Source organism: Pseudochrobactrum albidum (assembly GCF_051851455.1).
In the GTDB taxonomy this organism is placed as follows: domain Bacteria; phylum Pseudomonadota; class Alphaproteobacteria; order Rhizobiales; family Rhizobiaceae; genus Pseudochrobactrum.
Genome location: NZ_JBPVTR010000017.1, coordinates 1 through 22,316 on the forward strand (window position 1 = coordinate 1; position 22,316 = coordinate 22,316).

18 protein-coding genes are annotated in these 22,316 nt (G+C 50.5%); 8 read left to right on the top strand and 10 right to left on the bottom strand.

Features of this window, described 5'->3' with window-relative positions:
- Positions 1 to 428: 428 nt before the first annotated feature.
- The 5 genes from ACSTTO_RS02285 to ACSTTO_RS02305 all read right to left on the bottom strand — a co-directional run bounded on the left by ACSTTO_RS02285 (position 429) and on the right by ACSTTO_RS02305 (position 6,139).
- A complete protein-coding gene (locus ACSTTO_RS02285) occupies positions 429 to 1,364 on the bottom strand; it encodes a GGDEF domain-containing response regulator (protein WP_439271523.1) in 936 nt (311 codons plus the stop codon).
- A 2-nt stretch (positions 1,365 to 1,366) separates the two neighbouring features.
- Positions 1,367 to 4,186 (bottom strand): response regulator, encoded by a 2,820-nt coding sequence (locus ACSTTO_RS02290; RefSeq protein ID WP_439271524.1) that lies wholly within the window; start codon positions 4,184 to 4,186, stop codon positions 1,367 to 1,369.
- The gene (locus ACSTTO_RS02295; RefSeq protein ID WP_439271525.1) at positions 4,183 to 4,533 is read right to left on the bottom strand and encodes a hypothetical protein; all 351 of its coding nucleotides are present in this window, start codon (positions 4,531 to 4,533) and stop codon (positions 4,183 to 4,185) included. The genes ACSTTO_RS02290 and ACSTTO_RS02295 overlap by 4 nt, the downstream gene beginning before the upstream one ends.
- A 160-nt stretch (positions 4,534 to 4,693) precedes the next feature.
- On the bottom strand, positions 4,694 to 5,473 hold the full coding sequence (locus ACSTTO_RS02300) for an acetoin reductase (protein WP_439271526.1): 780 nt from the start codon (positions 5,471 to 5,473) through the stop codon (positions 4,694 to 4,696).
- Between the two features lie 297 nt (positions 5,474 to 5,770).
- Positions 5,771 to 6,139 (bottom strand): DUF488 domain-containing protein, encoded by a 369-nt coding sequence (locus ACSTTO_RS02305; RefSeq protein WP_439271527.1) that lies wholly within the window; start codon positions 6,137 to 6,139, stop codon positions 5,771 to 5,773.
- Positions 6,140 to 6,243: 104 nt separating this feature from the next.
- Between ACSTTO_RS02305 and ACSTTO_RS02310 the strand changes: the two genes are divergently transcribed.
- The 3 genes from ACSTTO_RS02310 to ACSTTO_RS02320 all read left to right on the top strand — a co-directional run bounded on the left by ACSTTO_RS02310 (position 6,244) and on the right by ACSTTO_RS02320 (position 10,367).
- Positions 6,244 to 7,350 carry an ABC transporter ATP-binding protein gene (locus tag ACSTTO_RS02310; RefSeq protein ID WP_439271528.1) on the top strand — a complete coding sequence of 369 codons (1,107 nt, stop codon included), beginning with the start codon at positions 6,244 to 6,246 and terminating at the stop codon, positions 7,348 to 7,350.
- Between the two features lie 183 nt (positions 7,351 to 7,533).
- Positions 7,534 to 8,556: a Fe(3+) ABC transporter substrate-binding protein gene (locus tag ACSTTO_RS02315; RefSeq protein WP_439271529.1), complete on the top strand. Its 1,023-nt coding sequence runs from the start codon at positions 7,534 to 7,536 to the stop codon at positions 8,554 to 8,556.
- Between the two features lie 152 nt (positions 8,557 to 8,708).
- Positions 8,709 to 10,367 carry an ABC transporter permease gene (locus tag ACSTTO_RS02320; protein WP_439271530.1) on the top strand — a complete coding sequence of 553 codons (1,659 nt, stop codon included), beginning with the start codon at positions 8,709 to 8,711 and terminating at the stop codon, positions 10,365 to 10,367.
- A gap of 16 nt (positions 10,368 to 10,383) precedes the next feature.
- Here ACSTTO_RS02320 and ACSTTO_RS02325 read toward each other — a convergent pair whose 3' ends face one another.
- The 5 genes from ACSTTO_RS02325 to ACSTTO_RS02345 all read right to left on the bottom strand — a co-directional run bounded on the left by ACSTTO_RS02325 (position 10,384) and on the right by ACSTTO_RS02345 (position 18,696).
- Positions 10,384 to 11,295 carry a LysR substrate-binding domain-containing protein gene (locus ACSTTO_RS02325; protein ID WP_439271531.1) on the bottom strand — a complete coding sequence of 304 codons (912 nt, stop codon included), beginning with the start codon at positions 11,293 to 11,295 and terminating at the stop codon, positions 10,384 to 10,386.
- A 13-nt stretch (positions 11,296 to 11,308) separates the two neighbouring features.
- Entirely contained in the window at positions 11,309 to 12,877 is a 1,569-nt protein-coding gene (gene ahpF, locus ACSTTO_RS02330) for an alkyl hydroperoxide reductase subunit F (protein ID WP_439271532.1), read from the bottom strand.
- A gap of 80 nt (positions 12,878 to 12,957) precedes the next feature.
- A complete protein-coding gene (ahpC, locus tag ACSTTO_RS02335; RefSeq protein WP_439271533.1) occupies positions 12,958 to 13,521 on the bottom strand; it encodes an alkyl hydroperoxide reductase subunit C in 564 nt (187 codons plus the stop codon).
- 331 nt (positions 13,522 to 13,852) lie between these two features.
- Entirely contained in the window at positions 13,853 to 17,389 is a 3,537-nt protein-coding gene (locus ACSTTO_RS02340) for an AAA family ATPase (protein WP_439271534.1), read from the bottom strand.
- Complete coding sequence (locus ACSTTO_RS02345; protein ID WP_439271535.1) at positions 17,389 to 18,696, bottom strand: metallophosphoesterase family protein; 1,308 nt, start codon at positions 18,694 to 18,696, stop codon at positions 17,389 to 17,391. Before ACSTTO_RS02345 ends, ACSTTO_RS02340 begins: the two co-directional genes overlap by 1 nt.
- 319 nt (positions 18,697 to 19,015) lie before the next feature.
- On the opposite strand from ACSTTO_RS02345, the gene ACSTTO_RS02350 reads away from it, so the two are divergent.
- The 5 genes from ACSTTO_RS02350 (at position 19,016) to ACSTTO_RS02370 (ending at position 22,297) form a co-directional block, all read left to right on the top strand.
- Positions 19,016 to 20,026, top strand: coding sequence for a Tim44 domain-containing protein (locus ACSTTO_RS02350; protein WP_439271536.1), 1,011 nt, complete (start codon positions 19,016 to 19,018; stop codon positions 20,024 to 20,026).
- A gap of 187 nt (positions 20,027 to 20,213) precedes the next feature.
- Positions 20,214 to 21,089: an MBL fold metallo-hydrolase gene (locus ACSTTO_RS02355; protein ID WP_439271537.1), complete on the top strand. Its 876-nt coding sequence runs from the start codon at positions 20,214 to 20,216 to the stop codon at positions 21,087 to 21,089.
- 5 nt (positions 21,090 to 21,094) lie between these two features.
- Positions 21,095 to 21,436, top strand: coding sequence for an ArsR/SmtB family transcription factor (locus tag ACSTTO_RS02360; RefSeq protein WP_439271538.1), 342 nt, complete (start codon positions 21,095 to 21,097; stop codon positions 21,434 to 21,436).
- A 12-nt stretch (positions 21,437 to 21,448) separates the two neighbouring features.
- Positions 21,449 to 21,874: a YeeE/YedE family protein gene (locus ACSTTO_RS02365; RefSeq protein WP_439271539.1), complete on the top strand. Its 426-nt coding sequence runs from the start codon at positions 21,449 to 21,451 to the stop codon at positions 21,872 to 21,874.
- A 12-nt stretch (positions 21,875 to 21,886) separates the two neighbouring features.
- A complete protein-coding gene (locus tag ACSTTO_RS02370) occupies positions 21,887 to 22,297 on the top strand; it encodes a DUF6691 family protein (RefSeq protein WP_439271540.1) in 411 nt (136 codons plus the stop codon).
- The last annotated feature ends 19 nt before the right edge of the window (positions 22,298 to 22,316 follow it).

Sequence of the window (22,316 nt, forward strand, 5' to 3'; positions counted from 1 at the left end):
CCAAAACTTAAATCAACCAATCGCAGAGGCGAAACTCCCTGCCGCTAGCAGCAAGGCCGCCCTCGTTGTGGCGCTATATAGACCCCCATAAACAAAACTGTCAACACTCAAAAATACCATTTATCCATATTTTATGACAAATCTTGTTCTTTTCCCTGTTTTATCTCCCGCAACAAACACACAACCGCCTCAAAAACCCAAAATCGCCCCCTCAAACACATCTCATATATCAAAATCAAGCAGCCAAAACCGCCTCCAAACCCACAGATCCGACTCAAATGCATGGAAAAATACAGAATCAATGTGCCGGATAATCAAGGAAGAGCTGAACGGTTAATGCTCCGTCACGGGAAACTTTTACAATTTTGCGCTCTATGCTGAATAAAGCAGTACCCAGCCATAAATATACAAGCAATATTGAAAGGTAATCACTGGCTGATAAGGCCGGCATCCTGCGCATTAAAAACTGTGCCGAAAATATCATTGCGGCCTGAGCGTTTGCTCAGATAAAGCTGACGATCCGCATGCGCCATCCATTGCGATGGCGCCATATCCGTCCGGCAATAAGCAGAAGCCACACCAATGCTCACCGTTACACAGGAACTGACCGTTGATTGCGGATGCGGAATAGCGAGTGAATGCACCTGCCTCTGAATTTCCTGTGCGACACCCAGAGCCCCATTATAATCACGCCCCGGCAACACGCAGACGAATTCCTCACCGCCATAACGCGCTGCAAGATCGGTTGCCAGATGCACAGCACGTGCCAATGCCGCCGCAACCATCGCCAGGCAGCGATCCCCTGCCGGATGACCGAATGTGTCATTAAACAATTTAAAAAAATCAATATCGATCATGATCACTGACAACCAGTCGCCGGTAACAGCAAGCCTGGCCGTCTCCTGTACCAGCGTTTGCTCCAGATGGCGGCGGTTGCTAAGCCCTGTCAATGCATCCGTCACTGCCAATTGCGCCAATTGATCACGCAGCCGCTTCAGCTCAATATGATTGGCAACACGCGCGCGCAGAATAACCGGCTGAACCGGCTTGGTCACATAATCAATCGCGCCGGCAGAAAGACCACGTATTTCTGCCTCATGGTCATTCAGTCCGGTGGTAAAAATCACCGGAACATCCGCCAGAAGATGTTCTTTTTTCAGGCGCCTGCACACGTCATAGCCATCAATGCCCGGCATCAAGACATCAAGAAGAACCAAATCGGGCAGAACAGTCTGCGCAACCTTGAGCGCCTCTTCGCCTGAGGTTGCAAAACAAATTTCATAATCCTCTTCAAGGACTGCGCTCATAATCTCAATATTAGAGACTTCATCATCTACGATCAGAATGACTGCACGACTTGTCATTATTATTCTCCGATGTGCTCGTCATATATTGCAAGTTCTTCATCCAGCCATGCTAGCGCACGATTATAGTCAAGCGCATCCAATGCGGTTTTAACCGGATGCGTCTGCATGACTGCAGGCGGCAGATTCAATGCTGCGGCCAGTTGCTCAAACCCACTGCGCGCCTTCAGGCTTCGGCGCTCCAGAAGTGTACGAAAAGCGGCAATCTCTGCCTGAAGCTGCGCTGCACAGGGCTGTATTGCAGGCGAAACTGTTCCCATCATTTGCGCACCACCGGCAAGGCTTTGCGCAGCAAAAACCGCTGCTTGCAATGCCTGTTCCAACCCTGCCAGCAATTGCTGTGCCGCTTGCGTATCACCCTGTGCCAGAGCCGCTTCTGTTTTTGCTGCAATATTGTGCAGCTCTGCCAGTTCCAGTGAACCTGCCACACCTTTAAGCGTATGCGCATTGCGCCGCGCCTCATCAAGCGCACCACTACGGATTTGTACCTGCAAATCACCAGCCGTTTCAGAAAATTTCTGCCCGAAATCAATGATTAATTTTCGTAAAAGTGCTGTTTTGCCATTCACGCGCAACAATGCTTTTGCAAGATCAAATGGCGGCAATGTTTCCGGCAGATCCGCTTGTGCTTTTACCACAGATGCCAAGGGGGCAGTTTTCTGTGCACCCTCCGTTGCATGGCGCGGTTTCAGCCAGCGATCAAGCGTGCGAACCAGCAAAAACGGATCGACAGGCTTGGCCACATGATCATCCATGCCTGCTGAAAAACACTTTTGGCGCTCCTCTTCATAGGCATGGGCTGTCATGGCGATAATCGGCAATTGCGCTGATGACCATTTTTGGCGAATAAGCCTTGTTGCTTCAATACCGTCCATTTCCGGCATCTGAATATCCATCAACACAGCCTTATAGGAAAGCGGTTCTTGTAGCGCCATATCACAGGCAATGCGGCCGTTTTCCGCGACATCAATCACCAGACCCGCATCCTGCAAGATCTCGACGGCGATTTCACAATTGATCATGCTATCTTCTGCAAGGAGGATTTTAAGCCCGCGCAAATGCGCAGCCACTTTGGGAATAGTCTGACCTGTCACAGCAGCATCTGCACCGCGTGAAAACAGCTCCGTAATCCGCTCCAGCAACATATCCGGCATGACCGGTTTTGACAGAAAAGCCGCCACACCGGAACGCTCCGCCTCTTCACGAAAATTCTCGTGACCATAGGCCGTTATCATCATTACATAAGGCAATCTGGTCAGTTTTTCATTATGATGAATGGCCTGAACAGTTTGCAGCCCGTCCATTCCGGGCATTTTCCAATCCAGAAGCACCAGATCATAGGGCTGATCAGCCTTGCAGGCATTTTCAAGCGCACCAAGGACTTCCTCACCGGAAGCCACCAGATCAATCACCATGCCCCATGTGCTGAAAACATCCTGAAAAATCTCACGGGAGGCGGGATTATCATCTGCCACCAAAACACGCAAACCGGCAATTCCCACCGCAGATTGAGCTTGCGTCTCGCTCTGTGTCTCGCCGATTGCCATTTTTACGGTAAAGGTGAACAGGCTGCCTTCACCCTTTTCGCTCTGCACATCAATCGTGCCGCCCATTTGTTCAACAATCTGCTTGCTGATAACAAGACCAAGGCCGGTGCCACCGAAACGGCGCGTCATGGAACTATCTGCCTGAGTGAAGGAGTTGAACAATAATGCCAATTGTTCCGGCGTCATGCCAATCCCCTGATCGCGTACAGCCACACGCAGCATAATGTGGCGCTCCTGCAGTTTTGCACAATCAACTGTAACAATAACCTTGCCGTTTTCGCTGAACTTCACTGCATTGCCAACCAGGTTAAGCAGTACCTGATTGAAGCGCAATTCATCACCAACAAGCACATCCGGCACCTTGTCATCAATCACGGTTTCAATGGCCACGCCCTTGTTTTCAGCATGAATTGCCGCCAAATTAAGCTGATTTTGCAGGGAAGTGCGCAGGTCAAACGGGCGCTCTTCAAGAGCCAGTTTCCCGGCCTCGTTTTTAGAAAAATCCAGAATATCATTGATAAGCCGCAACAGTGCCGTGCATGCATGATTGATTTTGGAGATATATTCCTTCTGGCGCAGATCGAGATCCGTGCGCAAAACCAAATGGCAAAAGCCAAGAATAGCATTCATCGGCGTGCGGATTTCATGGCTCATATTAGCAAGAAATATGCCTTTTGATTTATTGGCGGCTTCCGCTTCCAGCGTACGCAATTCCAGAACTTCATTCTTGGCGATGATTTCATCACGCATGGTATTAATATGATTGAAACATTTTACCAGCATATCACCGAACCACACCAATACAGCCGCCTGAAAAGCGACAATCATCGCATGCAGCAATACCCGGCCAAAATCACCACCGCCTGAAAAAACCGCCGCCGGCATTAAAAAATCCAGCACCAGATGATGCAGCGCCACAACGATTGCCGCAAATATAACCGCACGCCAATCACACCAGGCAACGGTAAGCGCCAGCATGGCAAAGAAATACATATGTATATCCATCTGCCAGATATGTCCGCTCATAAAATAGAGCAGGAGTGCAGGCTGCCCCATTAAGGCCACACCGGAAATATAGCGGGTTACTGGTGCAATACCTGACCGCCACCATGCGATGTGATAAACACCTGCCAGAATGATGCCTGCAACTGCGGCACCAACGGGAGAGTGGCCGGTAGAGGCGGCAACGATGGCCAGAAACGGAACATGCAGCCAGAATAATATTAATAAGAAGCGGCTGAAGCGGCAGCGCAGATCATCAAGTTCAAGTATCATATTCCGGTTGTCCGTTTCTGTATGGCAAAGCAGCCTTCTGTCTGCAGAGGCTCAAAAACCAGCCAGACGCCTGCCTGATAAAGCCTGGCCAGAAAATCTTTTTGCGGGGAATAAACAGTAATCAGGCTGGAAGAAGAATCGACCGCAACAATGGTGCCTTCAGCCCCCTGAATGGCACTGATGACTGAATTAAGCGTGCGCCAGGGCGCTACCATAACGATATATTGGTCATCTTTACCAACCGGCCGCAACGCAGCCACAACAAGGCCGCCAAGCAGCACAAACAGCAATGCCAATGCCGGCAAAAGATCGCGGATATGAAACCGCGCGCCGCCATGCTCCCCCATTTTTATCGTCCCGATTTAAATATTGCTGATTTAGGAAGGATTTATATTGTTTACCGGCATTTCGCCAGCGCGATTTTTAAAACACACAATAAAATATCATATATAATAATAAGCCCGCCGGTGAAAACCGGCGGGCAAAAGTTCAATAAATCTGTACGAATCAGCGATAAACAATGCCGCCATCAGTTACAATGGACTGACCGGTTATATAATCAGAATCGGAGCTGGCAAGGAACGAAACCAGTGAGGCAACGTCATCCGGCGTCTGTGCACGGCCAAGGGCAATGCCCTCAACAAATTTCTTATAGGTTTCACCTTTAGGCGTGCCGGTAATTTGTGAAAATCGCTCATCGATCTCAACCCACATATCCGTGCCGACAATACCCGGACAATAAGCGTTAACCGTAATGCCGGCACTGGCATATTCTTTTGCTGCTGCCTGCGTCAGCGCGCGCACGGCAAATTTGGTTGCCGAATAGACGCCAAGCATCGCAAATCCATCATGACCGGCAATTGATGAAGCATTGATAATCTTGCCCTTTTGCCCGCGCGCCTTGAATTTGGCAGCCGCCGCCTGAATCCCCCACAGCACGCCATCAATATTGATTTTAAAGATGCGATCCACTTCTTCCGGTGTCACTTCCGCAAGCGGCTTGACCTGCGCAATACCGGCATTGTTGACAATCACATCAAAGCCGCCAAGCTCCTTTTCAGTATAATCAATGGCAGCATAAATATCATCCCGCCTGCTCACATCGGCTGCAAAAGTAGTGGCTTTACGCCCTGTTGTGGTAATTTCCTTGGCCACAGCTTCCAGCTTGTCTTCCTTGATATCCACCAAAGCGAGGTCAAAACCGTCTTTGGCAAGCCGCAGGGCAATACCGCGGCCGATACCCTGCGCAGCGCCAGTAACCAAAGCAACTCTATGGTGTGCCGTCATATCCGATTCCTTTCGTTAAAAACATTTTACAGTTATACGGAGCGGGTATATGGGGCAGGCATTCACAGAACGGATCATTCACAGCTGAATTATGGCATTTACCCTGGATTTTTTCAGATCGTCACATCACCGCAAATGTCAGGCTGATTCCGCCTGTCTGTGCAATATTTCCATTATCCCGACATAAACTGGAAACAATGTGGCCACAGCATAGGCCGATAAAAATGGCCTTCATAAGGTCATCAGCATATATATGTTTTATATTATAGTATCGTATCTTTAATTCATTGATTATAATCAATTTTTTAAATAGTTTTGCAAATAATCGCGCAAAACAATTGCCTGATTTTCCTGTGTGTCTCTTGCAGAATAGAGCAATGTAACCACGCCTTGCGCACAACAGGCCAAAAGACGCTCCACAACGGCAGAATTATTATTTAACTCATCAAAATAGCGCTCACGAAAAGCCGCCCGGTTTTTTGCCGTATGCTCCTGCGCATGAAACCATTGCCGCAATTGCGTTGTCGGGGCAATTTCTTTCAGCCAGAGATCAATCTGTGCCTGTTCTTTTTTAAAACCGCGCGGCCAGAGGCGATCAACCAGCACCCTGAAACCATCTTCAGGCAAGGCAGGTTCATAGATTCTCTTCACGGCAATTTCAAACATCGCCCTTCCCCGCTTACGTAATGATAAATTTCTCTCTATACAGGATTATAAATGTCAGGTTTTTATAGTAGATCATCGTAACAAAGATTATAGCAGAATCTGAATTGAAACGAACAGAGCAGACAGTGCATCACAATACCAGTTCCAACCGGCAGCAAAATAAAGTTGCCGCATTGCAGGTATCATCTGTCAACAGGCATTTTGATACGGTCACCGCCCTTCAGGATATAACGCTCAGCGTTGCAGCCGGCGAGATTATCTGCCTTGTCGGCCATTCCGGTTGCGGCAAGACAACCTTGCTGAAAATTATCGCCGGTATTGATACGCCCGACAGCGGCAGCGTTATTATGAACGGCAAACCGGTTGTAAGCGGTGCAACATTTATTGAGCCCGAACAGCGCCGTGTCGGGGTTGTGTTTCAGAATTATGCGCTGTTCCCGCATTTAACCGTCAGGCAAAATGTGCTGTTTGGCCTGCGCAGGGCTCCCAGAGCCACCGCATTTGCACGTGCCGGAGAATTATTGGAGCTTGTTGGCCTTTCACATATGGCGGAACGTTATCCGCATATGCTTTCCGGCGGCGAACAACAGCGTGTAGCCCTTGCCCGCGCACTTGCACCCGCACCGGAAATTCTGCTTATGGATGAGCCGTTTTCCAATCTGGATCAGGGGTTGCGGCAGAAAGTACGCGGTGAAACAATCGCTTTGTTACGCAGCCTTGGCACCACTGTCATCATTGTAACCCATGATGCGGAGGAAGCCCTGTCCGCCGGCGACAAGATTGTATTGATGAAATCCGGTAAAATTATTCAGCAGGGCTCCGCCCACGAGATTTATGACCACCCGAACTGCCCCTATGCAGCGGATTTTTTCTGTAATTTCAATGTTATCAAAGGTATTATTCGCAACGGCTCCTTTGAATGTGCTTTTGGCAGGTTAGGCCTCAAAACACAGCCCCCTGTTGAGGGAGAAGCCAGCATGTATCTGCGCCCGACACATATTTATCCTGTAACCGGAGAGGAGAATCCTGCCGATACAGTGACAGGAACAATTATCAGCCGTCATTTTTTGGGTGAGACGGAAGACCTCCTCATTGACGCTGATACGGCACACATGCCCTTGCGGATGCGCACATGCCTGCGCCTGCCTGTTGACCTCAAAACAATCCGGCTGAAATTTGATACGGATAAGGCTTTGTTTTTTAAGAATTAATCTTAAATTTCAGGCTTTAACACCTTTTGCGCCCCGTATTTAAACCTGAAAATCAACGGGCAATGAACAGCCTCAGAATTATTGCGATTTCCTATCACAAAGACTTGACTTGAAAAATCATTTTCCATAAATAGTTGACTGTATTAGTCATGATTTAACATCTCTTAATCAGGAAATATATTGATGACCAGAACCGGATATGCACAAGCAAGCCTTGCCCTTGTTTTCGGCGCTTTTTTTACCGGAACAGCTGTTGCAGAAGAGGTGAATATTTATACAACACGTGAGCCGGGTCTTATCCAGCCATTGCTGGATGCCTTCAAGGCTTCAACCGGCATTGGTGTTAATACGGTTTTTCTCAAGGACGGCCTTGCAGAGCGCGTTGCAACTGAAGGAAAAGACTCACCGGCAGATATTCTGATGACCGTGGATGCCGGAAAGCTTGTTGACCTGAAAGAAAAGGGGCTGACACAGCCTGTTGTTTCAAAAACCCTTGAAGATGCTATCCCTGCCCAGCTGCGAGATGCCGGTAATGAATGGTTTGCATTATCCATGCGTGCCCGTGTTGTCTATGCCGCAAAGGATCTTGATATCACAGCAATCAATTATGAGGATCTTTCAGATCCCAAATGGCAGGGCAAAATCTGCATCCGTTCTGGTCAGCACCCTTATAATACCGCATTGATTGCCGATTATATTGCTCATTACGGTGTTGAACAAACCGAAGAATGGCTGAAAGGCGTTAAAGCCAATCTCGCCCGCAAGGCAGCCGGCGGCGACCGTGATGGCGCCAAGGATATTGCCGGCGGCATTTGTGATCTTGCTGTTGCCAATTCTTATTATGTCGGCCTGATGCGCTCCGGCAAGGGCGGCGATGAACAGGTTAAATGGGGTGAAAGCATCAAGGTTATTCTGCCAACCTTCAAAAATGGCGGTACACAGGTCAATATCAGCGGTGCGGCACTGGCAAAACATGCCAAGAATAAGGATGCCGCAGTAAAACTGCTTGAATATCTGGTCTCTGATGAAGCGCAGAAACTTTATGCCCAGGCCAATTTTGAATATCCAGTCAAGGCCGGTGCACCGCTTGATCCGGTTGTGGAATCATTTGGCAAGCTGAATATTGACAAGACCCCTTTGACCGAGATTGTCAGCCACCGCAAACAGGCAAGCGAACTGGTAGACAAAACCGGCTTTGATAATTAATAGATGCCGCCGGTCTTCACAAAAGCTGAAGGCCGGCGCTTTTTATGGCTGCTTGGCAGTCTTGATCAACAATCACGGTTATGCGGCTGGCATAAAATGGTCTGAGCCTACCCGCAAGGCTGCAACGGGAGCGGCGCACAGGATATGGTGGCATGCGACAGACTCTGAGTATCGGGCATCACCGGCTCCGTGCCGGATCAGTCTGGCTTGTTTTTTCTGCACTTATCGCACTGACAGTGCTTTTGCCTGTGCTGGCTCTGGCTATGGAGGCAGCACAAGGCTCCGCGGGGCTCTGGTCGCATCTTCTGGCCACAACATTGCCCATTGCCTTTGTTGATACGCTTATTCTGCTATCGGGCGTTGGCATTCTCGTTGCTGTTCTTGGCACATCATCAGCATGGCTGGTTACAGCCTATGATTTTCGTGGCCGCAAAATACTGGAATGGGCGCTGCTTCTGCCGCTTGCAGTGCCAACCTATATTATCGCTTATACCTATCTTGATATTCTGCATCCCGTTGGCCCTGCACAAAGCGCCCTGAGAGCATTGCTTGGCTATAGCAGCCCGCGGGAGTTTCGCCTGCCGGATATACGCTCCATGACCGGCTGTATCCTGCTGCTCGGTTTTGTGCTTTATCCTTATGTCTATATTCCGACACGGGCAATGTTCCTCACCCAATCTTCCACGCTGATTGATGCAGCACGCACATTAGGCGTAACGCGCAATGCCGTGTTCAGGCGCGTGGCGCTGCCCATGGCGCGGCCTGCAATTGCGGTGGGCATCAGCCTTGCCCTGATGGAAACACTCAATGATATCGGCGCCGCAGAATTTTTAGGTATACGCACCCTGACCGTTTCAATTTATACGACATGGGTCACCCGTTCCGATCTGGCGGGGGCGGCACAAATTGCCCTGGCCTTGCTGGCAATTGTGGTTTTCCTTGTTTCACTGGAACGCCGGGCACGGCGCAAACAGCGTTTTTCCTCCAGCGCCAAACGCAGCCAGAGTTTTTCTCCCTACAAGGTTAGCGCAATCAAAGGTCTCGGCCTGTTTGCTGCAGGCAGCCTGCCCATATTGATCGGGTTTGTTTTTCCCGCCATTTATCTTACCGCAGAAGCATGGAAGCGGGTACGCTTTGCGGGTATTTCACCCCGGCTTTATAGCGAGATCTTCAATACAATCACCCTCGCGGCAACAGCCACCATCCTTATTCTTATCACCGGCCTGATTGTTGCCTATACAACGCGCCTGCGCTCCGGCCGCATATCCCAATGGCTTTTCCGATTCTCAACCATGGGCTATGCAGCGCCCGGTACTGTGATTGCCATTGGCGTGCTGATTATTGCAGGCGGCTTTGACCGCCTGATCAGCCATCTGGCATTATCCTGGTTCAACCTTTCTGTAGGTCTTGTACTGCTCAGCTCAGGTGTGGCGCTTATCTATGCCTATATGGTGCGGTTTCTGGCAATTTCTGCCGGCAGTATAGAGGCCGGCTTCGGGCGGATTCCGGTCACATATGATGCCGCATCCCGCAGTCTTGGTGAAACGGCAACCGGCACATTCCGGCGCATTCATCTGCCATTGTCCAAAACCACACTGAGTGCCGCGGCGCTGCTGGTTTTTGTTGATTGCGTCAAGGAACTGCCGGCCACATTGCTGCTGCGCGGCCTTAATGTAGAGACTTTGGCAACCCATCTTTACGGAGAAGCTGCCCGCGGCACATATGAGGAGGCTTCCATTGCCGCACTGGCAATTGTTGCCATTGGTATTTTGCCGGTTATCGTGCTCTCGCGCGTCGGGCGGCGGCTATAGGGATCTCAACCAGGGATCAGGTCTTTAAATCAATACCGATCAGTTCAACAGCCACAGCCGCAATCAAATCTGCCAGTTTTGTCATCAGGGCAGAAACATGGCTTGATTTGCGCCAGAAAAGGCCGATCTCGCGCTGAAAATCCGTTGTTTCCAACGGCAACAGCGCCATATGATTGCCACCACCCGTATTAAGGCAGGCAAGCTGCGGCATCAGGGTCAACCCCATGCCGGCAATCACCATCTGGCGTAAGGTTTCAAGGCTGGTACCGCGAAAATCATCATATTCATAAGCGCCATAGCGCCGGCTGAGCGATAATGCCTGATCGCGCAGGCAATGCCCCTCTTCCAGCAGCATCAGCCGCTGACCGGAGAGAGCTTCGGGCGACAGGCGCTTTTTTCCCGCCAAAACATGATCTGCAGGTACTGCCAGCCGGAAAGGCTCACTGAACAATTTGCGCCCGGTTATATGCAGGTCATCAACGGGCAGCGCCAGCAAAGCCGCATCAATCTGCCCGTCAATCAGTCTTTGCAGCAAGAGCGTGCTTTTTTCTTCTGTCAGCAGAATTTCCGTCTCATCAAAATCCCGTATAAAACGCGGCACCACATGAGGCAGGAGATAAGGCCCGAGTGTGGGAAACACCCCCAAATGTAATCTTTTGGTGCCTTTTTGCGTAAAACTTGCAGCTTCATCACGCAATTGCGTAATTTCCTGCAGAATTTTCCGGGCACGCCGTACAGCCGCCTCACCGGCCTGCGTGAGAATAAGCCCGCGCGAGGCACGCTCAAACAATGTAACGCCAAGCTCCTGCTCCAGCTTGCGGATTTGCGCTGAAAGTGTGGGCTGGCTGGCATGGCACAATGCTGCCGCACGGTGAAAGTTGCGCTGATCTGCCAGCGCAACAAGATATTCCAGCTCACGCAAATTCATGCCGCAATATGCCTCAGGCTGCTTTTTCCTCTGCCGGCAGGCGGATCAGATGATCAAAGGCAGCAAGCGCGGCGCGTGCACCCTCACCCATAGCAATCACAATCTGCTTATAGGGTGCTGTTGTGCAGTCCCCGGCAGCAAATACACCCGGTACAGATGTTGCGCCATAATTATCGGTGATAATCTCACCACGGTCATTAAGCGCCAATGTCTCTTTCAGCCATTCCGTATTTGGCACAAGGCCGATCTGCACAAAAATCCCCTCCAAAGTCAGCGAGCGGATTTCACCGCTCACACGGTCTTCATAGGTCAGGCCGGTCACGCGCTTGCCATCGCCTGTAACCCGCGTGGTCTTGGCGGAGGTAAGGACAGTCACATTCGGCAAGCTTTTCAGCTTGCGCTGCAATACATCATCTGCACGCAATTCCTTATCATATTCAATCAGGGTGACATGGCTGACAATACCTGCAAGATCAATTGCCGCCTCAACGCCGGAATTACCGCCGCCAATCACTGCAATGGGCTTGCCTTTAAACAAAGGGCCATCGCAATGCGGGCAAAAGGCCACGCCTTTGTTAATATAGTGCTCCTCACCCTCCACATTCATCTTGCGCCAACGCGCACCGGTAGACAACACAACCGAAGTGCCAATAAGCGAGGCGCCCGAGGCAAGTGTTACTTTAAAACCCTTAGTCAGGCGCTCCAGTTTGACCGCCTGCTGCCCGTTGATAATTTCTGCATCATATTCGCGCACATGCGCTTCCAGCGCGCGGGCAAGTTTCGGCCCTTCCGTATGCGGCACAGAGATCAGATTTTCGATCGACATCGTATCCAGCACCTGCCCGCCAAAACGCCCGGCAACGATGCCGGTACGGATGCCTTTGCGTGCAGCATAAACCGCTGCCGCGGCACCGGCAGGGCCGCCGCCGACAATCAGCACATCAAAAGGTGCCTGCGCATTGATCGCCTCAACAGCCCGTTCACCCGCACCCGTATCAATTTTTGCCAGAATCTCTTCTGCTCCCATGCGGCCTGAGCCAAAGACCTCGCCGTTGAGAAAAATCGAAGGCACCGACATAACCTGTCGCTCAGACACCTCATCCTGAAACAGCGCGCCGTCAATGGCCACATGTTCAATCCCCGGATTGAGCACCGCCATGAGATTGAGCGCCTGCACAACATCAGGGCAGTTTTGGCAGGAAAGTGAAAAATAGGTTTCAAAGCGGAATGTGCCTTTAAGACCGCGAATCTGGTCGATAAGTGCTTGCTCCACCTTCGGCGGATAACCGCCAACCTGCAGCAAGGCCAGCACCAGTGAGGTAAACTCATGGCCAAGCGGCAAACCGGCAAAGGTCAGATGAATCTCCTGCCCCGGCGAGGTCAGCGCAAAAGACGGCACACGCGCACCATTAATATCCCCGCGCTTGATCGTGATTTTTTCCGATTGCTCGCGGATTTGTTCAAGAAGTTGCAGCAGCTCACGCGACTTGGCATCATCGCCGGCATAGGCGATAATTTCAACCGGCCGCACCAGACGTTCAAGATAACCCTTGAGCTGGGCTTTCAGATTCGTATCAAGCATACTGTGTTCCTCTGTAAAAACAAAAAGATAACGGGCGGCCTGATAGACCGGCCGCCCGCCTTTATTTCATATATGGAGCATCAGATCTTGCCGACCAGATCAAGCGAAGGCGCAAGTGTTGCTTCACCTTCCTGCCATTTTGCAGGGCATACTTCGCCTGGATGTGCGCGCACATATTGCGCAGCCTTAACCTTGCGCACCAGATCGGAAGCATCGCGGCCAATGCCTTCCGCGGTAATTTCCATCGCCTGAATAATACCATCCGGATCAATGATGAAAGTTGCACGGTCTGCAAGACCCTGACCTTCACGCATGACACCAAAATTATTTGTCACCACGCCACTCGGATCGCCGAGCATGGTGTAATTGATCTTGCCGATTGTTTCAGATGAATCGTGCCATGCTTTATGGGTAAAATGCGTATCGGTTGAAACTGAATAGACCTCAACGCCCATTTTCTGCAATTCTTCATAATGATCAGCCAGATCACCCAGCTCAGTCGGGCACACAAAAGTAAAATCAGCCGGATAGAAAAAGAACACAGCCCATTTGCCCAGCACATCCTCTTCGGTAACAGAAATAAACTTACCCTGACGGTAAGCCTGCGCGATAAAAGGTTTAATCTGGGTATTTACGGTTGCCATTTTGCACTCCTGTAGAATGATATCTGCCCTTCATATAGATGCAAAAAGATAATTTACAAAGACAATTAATTGTTAAATATTGATAGATGGTATCTATCATCAAAATAATAATAATGAAACCGTGAGAAAACAGGCATTTAAAGTAAAAATATAAAGTTTTATCAACTGTGCAATTTATACATAGCTGCTATGCATATGCATTTTTACAAAAATTACCAATAATGCCCAGGAAAAATCAGAAAAAAATTATACAGGTAACCGGTATTTTAAATAAAAAACAATGATGCCGGTAATCTGACATCATTGCTTTTCTGCCCTGTAAACCGGATTATCAGGCAGCCTCAGCGTGCAGTGCATGTATCTGCACATCAGGGCAGATCTCACGCGCAATATCACAAAGATGACGATGATGAGTTAAATAAATAACCTGACCATGGTGCGCCATTTGTGCAAGAATCCGGAAAGTCTCTCTGGAACGGTCATCATCAAAAGTCTCCAGCACATCATCAGCAATAAAAGGCATTGACCGCTGCGCGCTGATAAATTCATAATATCCGGCAATGCGCAAACTCAAATATAACTGGAACCGTGTACCCTTTGAAAGCTCTCCGGCCATTTTGGAGCTGCCATCAGATCCTGTGGCTATCAAAATTTCATTATCCTTATCAATCTGCGTGGTCAGCCCGCGATAAGCGCCGCGGCTGATCATGGCAAAAGCTTCAGATGCTTTTGTCATCATTGTGGAGCGATGCTTATCGCGATACAAATGCAAAGCCTGCTCCGCCGCATTAATACCAAAACGCAGGCGCAGATAATGTCTCGATTTCTCTTCAATCTCCAGCAAAAGCGTATGCCGCTGCTCATCCAGCCGTGCTGCGCTCTCATCACCGGCCTGCGCTTCACGCAAGCGCTGCTCAGCCTCTTTCCACAGGCGATAATATTCCTGCTTTTCCTGATCTTGCGCATCATCCAAAATGGTCAGTTCCGCAAGCTGTTGTTTGAGCGCCGCACTATCCGCCCCTGCAAGCAGGGCTTCAGCCTCCTCAAGATTGTCTGTTTTCAATGAAGACGTTATATTCTGCTCTTCTGCCACACAGGCCGCCTGCAGATCTGCTTTTTCCTTAGCCGCCTGCATTTTCTGTCCGGCCTGCGCCAGATCATCAACATCAAAATAGCGGATTATCTCTGTCTTGCGGGCATCGGCCACGGCAATCTGCTGTGCCAGATCTTGTAAATCCCGCTCTGTTTGTTCAGACTTATATTGCAAATCCTGCAATGTCTTATGCTGCGCAACAGCCTTGCGCACCGCATCTTCCAATTGTGCGGCAATTTCCATCAGCGATAAAGCCTGCCCGTTTACTGCCTGCAAAGGCAGGGAAAGACGCTGCGCCAAATCCTCCACTGCCGCGCGATAAGCGGCCTGATCATCCCGCATTTTAATAATGCTTTGCCACAGGCCATCCCGGCGCTCCAATGCCGGCGCAAGTTTTGCCACAAGATCCAGCATCTGCCGCACAAGATCCAGCGCCGGTATTGTCTCCTTGCCAAGCCATGTTCCGGCACAGGCCAATTGCCATGCCTGTTGCCATTCTGCATCCGCCTTTGCTGCTGCATCAGCTTTTTTACGGCGTTGCTGGACATTCTGATATTGCTCTTCCCATTCTGCCTGCAGCGATGCCACTTGCTGATATTGTTCATTCACAGAAGAAGCCTGCTGTAAAAGAGAGGCCAGATCTTGTCCCTCAGGTGTTATGCCAAGAAGATCAAACTGCTGTATCAAGGTATTTGCGGCGTTTTGCATATGTTGCAGCCGCTCATCACGCACACGGCAGGTACGCAGGAAAAGACTGCGTTTTTGCAAAAGAGCTTCGCGTTTTTCCAGCCAATATTTAAGACTGCGGGCAGGAAGCTCTTCCTTATAATGCGGCAAAAGCCGGTTTTGCCATTCTTTCAGATTTTGTTTCTGCTCATTTATTTTTATAAGAAGATTTGCCTGGCTTTCTTGTGCTGCCCTGATTTTCACATCAATGACTGCCAGCTTTTCCCTGATAGAAAAAGCACGCGCCAGTTCCGCAGCCTGTGTTAAACGGCTGTGCACAACCCTGTCATCACGAAGTAACAATTGTTCAAATTTATCGGCACTCTCCACACTTAACATATTGCGGTGCTGCTGCCATGCCTCATCACGTGCACGGCGCAAATCCTCTGCCTGTTTTTCTGTCACCAGCAAATTATTGTCCTGCAGGGCTGCAAGCTGTGCGTTCAGCTCTGCCGCCTCATTGCAGCTTGCTTCCAGCATGGTTTCCGTGTTGTGCAGGCGCGATTGCAGATCATGAAGCGCCGCATCCACATTTTCAACCATAGCCATGTCCGGCGCATCCAGTTGCGCCAGTGCATCCACCGCCTCCGGAAAGGCCGTTTCCGCGCCCTCTGCAATATGTGCCGGCCTGAAAGAAAACGCCTGCCACATCTCCTGCAGGCCGGCCTGTTCTTCCCGCACATTATAATCAGCTTGCTGCAAAAAAGCCGTGTGGTCCTCACGACGCAATTGCAATAGCAAACGGTCAAGCGCAGCAAAATGCACAGCCTGCGCCTCATCAAAACAGCCCGATATCATATCACGTTTTTCACGGGCAACTGCCAGTTGCTCCTTGGCAGAGGCCAATTCGTCATGCGTCAGCCGTAGGGAAGCCTCAATACCTGAGCGACTTTCTATCAGGCTGCGCAATTGCGCTTCTGTCTGTATATTAATCAGCAGATCATGAGGGTTCTTCTCATCACTGCGTCCAAGGCGCAGCAACAGGGCCTCGATCGCCTGCTGTTCAGAATATAAGGCCGCCTCACGCTCCGGCAGGTCTTTTTGCGCGGTCAGAAAGCGGGCGCGCGCATCCTGCAAATTTTCAACAGATGCAGCAAGCCGCAGGGCATTTTCATCTGGCGCAAGCGCGGCAATTTCCCTGAGTTGTTCCTCATACCTGTCGCGCAATAGGCGCTCACTTGTGCGCAATTCTGCATCCTGCATCATCAGTTTTGGCAATTCATCAGCCCAGCCCGCAGGTATGGCCGGCACATCGGCATAAGCCTCCAGCTTTATGCGCATCTCCTGCAACTGATGCAGCCACGGCAATACTTTCAGCTGCGCCTCTAATTCGCTTTTGCGGATTTTGGTATTGCTATGATCCCGCAATGCCTGCTGATAGGTTTCCTGTGCCTGTTGATGCGCCCCGGCCAGTTTGGCATAGGCCTGTGCGGAACTATGTGCATCAAGTGCGGTTTTCTGCGTTTCAATAGCCTGCAATTGCGCTTTAAGATCAGCCAGTTCGCCACTACGTGCACCATGACGATAAAACTGATCCGCACGGGCACGCAGCAAAGCCAGATTTTGACTAAGCCCTGCAAGCCCCGCACTGGCAGAAAACAGCAATTCTCCCAGATTGCCCTTGCTGGCCAGAATAGCTTCCCCGCCCTGTTCCAGCGTGTCATCATCGAGCGAGAACATCATACGATAGGCATGCCGATCAATATCACCAAGCTCTGCGGCAATCAGACTTTCCGGCAGAACCTGCCCCTGATCATCACGCAGGCTGTTCTGCCGTGCTTTGGTGCGCACCAATTCCTGCGCACCATTTTGCAATTGCAGAGAAGCGCCAATCCTCATCGCCGGATAGGGATGCAAAAAATTATAGCGGCTTGTATGTTCAATCCCGAACAGGAGATCAAGCAATGCAGAAAACGTGGTGGATTTACCCGCTTCATTCGCACCATAAACAATATGCAAATCCGGCTTGTCTTTTTGTGCACAGCCAAAATCCAGCACATAATCAGTAAAGCGGCCATATCGGGTAAGATCCAAGCGGTTAATACGCATTATGCCTGCTCCTGCGCCTTTGCAGTGCCAAGCTCAGCCAGCACATCCTCGCTGCCCTGCCGCAACAAATCCCGCACCATTTCTGCCGTGTCTTCCTCACTTGCGCCAAACCGGCCGCGAAGCTCCCGCGGCAGTTTTTTCAAAAACCCATCCATTTGTTCTGCAAGTTCGCCCTGAAATATCGGCGAGGACATAAGCTGCCCGTTGATGAGCAAGCTCAATTCATGCAAGGGATCATGCCCCGCCATATCCTGCCCTTGTGCCGGAGAATATGCGCCAATCAGGGGGTGGCATTCAATCTCCAGCTTTTCAACCCAGCAATCGCCAATTTGCGCGGCTTTATCCTGTGCTTCTGTTAATAACAGGTCATGATCACGGCGTATCTGCCATGCCAATACTGTATTACCTGTTACATGCAAACGCGCTACCAGATGCTCGCTTTTTGTATGCCTGCGCTGCTGCTCCAGCGCCTCACCAACAAAGCGGATCAGGCTACGCCAGTCTTCCGCTCCGCTTACATCCACCACCACACGCTCAAATTGCGCAACTGATGTCAGTCGTTCTTCTGTTGTTACAGTGCCGGCCTCATCAATGGTTACCAAGGTTACGGATTTTGCACCTGCCTCATTAATATCGCGCCCTTGCGGATTACCGGGCATCACCACTGTGCTGTTACATTGCGGCGTGGCCGGATAAACCGCACGCTTGTGAATATGCCCCAAGGCCCAATAATGAAAACCATGCGCCTGCAAATCACTGACACTGACCGGCGCATAAGGGTCATGCCCCGCAGCGCCGTTCAGGCTGGTATGCATCAGCCCGATATTAACCGCGCCCTCAACAGGCAGGGCATAATGGGGCAACAGGCTTTTATCGGCATGCGGTCTGGCAAAACTCAAGCCGTGTATCACCACCGGCATCGCATGATCCGGCCGCTGAACCTGCACAGAACCGGCCTTGCTGCCAAATAGATGCACCCGCTGCGGCGGCACCAGTTCTCTGGTAATATTTGACAGCGCATCATGATTGCCTCGAATAATAAACACATCAATTCCGCGCTCATCCAGCCGGCGCAACTGCTCGGCCAGAAAACGTGCCGTTTTCATTGATGTCTGGTCGCCGTCATAAAGATCACCGGCAATCAGCACTGCATCCACATGTTCATCAAGCGCAAGATCAATCAGGCGCACAAAAGCGCGGCGTGTCGCATTGCCGATAAAACCGGCAAGCTCACTGTTGCGCAAAGCCAGTGAACGCAAAGGTGAATCCAGATGGATATCTGCCGCATGGATAAAGCGATAAGTCAAACCAACTCCTGCACAGCAAATAAACATGCTCTCTAAAAACATTTCTGTTTTTTGAGAATGCTGCGATCTATAGATAAATCCTGCTTATACCAGCCTGTATTGGCATAATGTGATCAATACTGCCCGATATCTGAAACGGACTATGCGACGGCGCAGCCAGAAAAATCAAGGCGCCGGACGCTGCAAATAATTGCAGACTACAATTTTCTTATAATTCAAACAGCTTCTTGTAAATTATACCAATTTTTTGTCTCCGGATCTTTTATAAAATACCCCGCTTTCCTATATATTGGCAAATTCGATTTTTCAGGAGACACATATGCTGCGTGCCACCTCGCGATTCAGTCAGTTTACAGCCATATTAGGTCTGGCGCTTATATTCTCGCTTTCAGCCCTTGATATTGCCGATGCCAGACGCGCAGGCGGCATGGGCGGATTTGGCAGCCGTGGCAGTAAAACCTATCAGGCACCTGCACCAACCCGCACAGCGCCCAATAATGCCGCACCTATTGAGCGTTCCATGACTCCCAATACCGGTGCGCAAAACCGTCCTGCACAAAATGCAGCCCCTGCTGCCAATGCAGCAAAACCAGGCTTTTTCAATAATTTTGGCCGCTCCATGCTCGGCGGCCTGCTTGTTGGCGGCCTCATCGGCATGTTGCTCGGCAACGGGCTTGGCGGAATGGCCGGCTTCCTTGGCCTGATTTTGCAGCTTGCACTGATTGGCGGGCTGGTTATGCTGGCTATGCGTTTTTTCGCCAATCGCAACAGGCCGGCCACAGCAACAGCCGGCCACATGCGTGCCGCGCCATTATCTGCCAGCAGCTATCAGACACAACACACAGCAAGCCGTTCGGCAGGTTCTGTGCCGCTTTCCGGAGCAACAGCCGGCATCAAACCGGTTTCAGAAGAAAAACCGCTCAATGTGACACAGCAGGATCTTGATCATTTTGAAAAAATGCTGACAGAAGTGCAATCTGCCTACGGACAGGAAAATTACGGCACTTTGCGCCGGCTCACCACGCCGGAGGCTATGTCCTATCTGGCAGAGGAGCTTGGAGAAAATGCCACCAACGGCCTGCGCAACCATGTAAGCGATGTAAAATTGTTGCAAGGCGATATATCGGAAAGCTGGAGCGAAGACGGCAGGGATTACGCCACCGTTGCCATGCGCTATGAGAGTATAGATTATCTGGCAGATCGCAATAGCGGCGCATTGGCGGAAGGCGAAACAAAGGATATTTCACAGAGCACTGAAATCTGGACATTTGTGCGCCCTGCCAATGGCCGCGTTGAAGATTGGAAACTCTCTGCCATTCAGGCTGCATAAGAGACTGATTTTGCATATAAAATTTTATAATAAGCCGCCCTGAAAGACAGGGCGGCTTTTTCATTGCGCAACACACAGGCTTTATACAAAGTTATAAATAACAAGATCATAGCACATATAAATTTTTATGATTGCATTTTTTTGCAATCAATTATATTTAATTATAAACAATCACAGCAGGTATACTATGCAAAAACCAGATATCAGCGCCTTTTATGATCCGCGCACCAGATCTGTCCAATATGTTGTTGCCGACCCTGAAACCATGGATTGTGCAATTATTGATCCGGTTCTGGGTTATGATGAGAAATCCGGCCAGACTGCCACAAGCCATGCCGATGAGATTTTAGAATTTATAACGCAGCGCGGCTACCGGCTGGTGCGTATTCTTGACACGCATCCCCATGCCGATCATTTCTCGGCCGCCCATTATCTTAAAACCCGCACCGGCGCCCCCACGGCAATTGGCGCGCAAGTCATACAAGTGCAAAAAATCTGGTCCGAACTCTATAACTGGCCGGATATGCCCTGTGACGGCTCGCAATGGGATCACCTGTTTGAGGACGGAGAAACATTTAAAATCGGCAATATTGATGCCCGCGTCATCCACTCACCGGGGCATACGCTGGCTTCAATTACCTATGTAATCGGCGATGCTGCCTTCATTCATGATACATTATTTATGCCTGACAGCGGCACTGCCCGCGCCGATTTTCCCGGTGGCGATGCCAAAGCATTATGGAACAGTATCCAGGCCATATTGCAACTGCCGCCGGAAACACGCCTGTTTACCGGCCATGATTACCGCCCAAACGGACGGGAAGCGCGCTGGCAATCGAGCATTCATGAGCAATTGCAAGAGAATATCCATCTAAGCCGCCATCATGATGAAGCAAGTTTTATTGCGGCCAGACAAGCGCGTGATGCCACCCTGCCCTTGCCAAAACTCATGCTCCATGCCCTGCAGGTGAATATTCGCGGCGGGCGTTTGCCGGAACCGGAAGATAACGGCCAGCGTTATATCAAAATTCCGCTCGGGCGCTTTAACGGCTCCCCCTGGTGATAATCATGCCCGATATTGTGAAAGACAAGGCCACAGCGCCTGAAGCCGAAGAATTGCGGGAAAGAGTGAATGAGGCATCCGCCTTTCTCAAAACTCTGTCCAATCCCGATCGGCTGCAAGTGGCCTGTGCATTGGTGGAGGGAGAAAAATCCGTACGTCAGCTTGAGGATATGCTGGGCATTCGCCAACCAGGCCTGTCCCAGCAACTGGCCGAATTGCGCGCCGCCGGCTTTGTCAGCACCCGCAAGGAAGGCAAAGCCGTATTCTATTCACTGGCTGACGGACGGGTGAGCATCTTCATCCGCACCATGCATCAATTATTCTGCGCCCCGCAAGACCATTCATAAAGGTTCTCAATCATGGAAAATTTTACCCCCTGGTCCGCTCTGGCCGGCGGTGCTCTCATCGGTTTTTCAGCCGTTATGCTCATGCTGTTTGAAGGGCGCATTGCCGGTATCAGCGGCATTGTCAGCAAGCTTTTCCCGCCCTATAGCGATAACCGGTTTTTAGCGCGCTCAGCTTTTGTGCTCGGGCTGCTGACTGCCCCTTTTATCTATATGATTTTCAGCGGGCAATTGCCGGTTATTAACGTGTCATCTGATCCTGTGCTGATGATCAGTGCCGGGCTTCTGGTTGGCTTTGGCGCAGTATTTGGCAGCGGGTGCACATCCGGCCACGGCGTATGCGGTATTTCCCGTCTCTCACCGCGTTCAATATTGGCAACCACGCTGTTTATGGCGGCCGGTTTCATTACTGTTTACATCATGCGCCATATAATCGGCTAAAGGAGAAAGATCATGTCATTACTGATCAATTTTGCAATCGGCCTGATCTTTGGGCTCGGGCTGGTGATCTCCGGCCTTGCCAATCCTGAAAAAGTGCAAAATTTTCTCGACCTTGCAGGAAATTGGGACCCTTCACTTGCACTTGTTATGGGGGCAGCAGTTATAACCACATTTATCGGTTTTCGCATGGTTTTTACCCGCCGCAAACCATTATGCAGCCTTGATTTTGATGTGCCTGCAAAGCGCAAGGCCGATACAGCCCTGATCACGGGTTCAATCCTGTTTGGTATTGGCTGGGGGCTTGGCGGCATTTGTCCGGGGCCTGCCATGACCACTCTTGGCATAGCTGCAACCGGCACACTCATTTTTGTTCCGGCAATGATAACCGGTATGCTGATTGCCCGTAAGGTAAAGGCTTCCTGAAATATCAGGAAGCCGTAAT

Excerpts from the sequence above, each read along its gene's own strand:
- ACSTTO_RS02340 (WP_439271534.1), bottom strand. The coding sequence starts at position 17,389 with ATGCGTATTAACCGCTTGGATCTTACCCGATATGGCCGCTTTACTGAT.
- ACSTTO_RS02295 (WP_439271525.1), bottom strand. The coding sequence starts at position 4,533 with ATGGGGGAGCATGGCGGCGCGCGGTTTCATATCCGCGATCTTTTGCCG.
- ahpC (WP_439271533.1), bottom strand. The coding sequence starts at position 13,521 with ATGGCAACCGTAAATACCCAGATTAAACCTTTTATCGCGCAGGCTTAC.
- ahpF (WP_439271532.1), bottom strand. The coding sequence starts at position 12,877 with ATGCTTGATACGAATCTGAAAGCCCAGCTCAAGGGTTATCTTGAACGT.
- ACSTTO_RS02300 (WP_439271526.1), bottom strand. The coding sequence starts at position 5,473 with ATGACGGCACACCATAGAGTTGCTTTGGTTACTGGCGCTGCGCAGGGT.
- ACSTTO_RS02355 (WP_439271537.1), top strand. The coding sequence starts at position 20,214 with ATGCAAAAACCAGATATCAGCGCCTTTTATGATCCGCGCACCAGATCT.
- ACSTTO_RS02290 (WP_439271524.1), bottom strand. The coding sequence starts at position 4,186 with ATGATACTTGAACTTGATGATCTGCGCTGCCGCTTCAGCCGCTTCTTA.
- ACSTTO_RS02370 (WP_439271540.1), top strand. The coding sequence starts at position 21,887 with ATGTCATTACTGATCAATTTTGCAATCGGCCTGATCTTTGGGCTCGGG.
- ACSTTO_RS02350 (WP_439271536.1), top strand. The coding sequence starts at position 19,016 with ATGCTGCGTGCCACCTCGCGATTCAGTCAGTTTACAGCCATATTAGGT.
- ACSTTO_RS02360 (WP_439271538.1), top strand. The coding sequence starts at position 21,095 with ATGCCCGATATTGTGAAAGACAAGGCCACAGCGCCTGAAGCCGAAGAA.
- ACSTTO_RS02305 (WP_439271527.1), bottom strand. The coding sequence starts at position 6,139 with ATGTTTGAAATTGCCGTGAAGAGAATCTATGAACCTGCCTTGCCTGAA.
- ACSTTO_RS02365 (WP_439271539.1), top strand. The coding sequence starts at position 21,449 with ATGGAAAATTTTACCCCCTGGTCCGCTCTGGCCGGCGGTGCTCTCATC.
- ACSTTO_RS02315 (WP_439271529.1), top strand. The coding sequence starts at position 7,534 with ATGACCAGAACCGGATATGCACAAGCAAGCCTTGCCCTTGTTTTCGGC.
- ACSTTO_RS02285 (WP_439271523.1), bottom strand. The coding sequence starts at position 1,364 with ATGACAAGTCGTGCAGTCATTCTGATCGTAGATGATGAAGTCTCTAAT.
- ACSTTO_RS02320 (WP_439271530.1), top strand. The coding sequence starts at position 8,709 with ATGCGACAGACTCTGAGTATCGGGCATCACCGGCTCCGTGCCGGATCA.
- ACSTTO_RS02325 (WP_439271531.1), bottom strand. The coding sequence starts at position 11,295 with ATGAATTTGCGTGAGCTGGAATATCTTGTTGCGCTGGCAGATCAGCGC.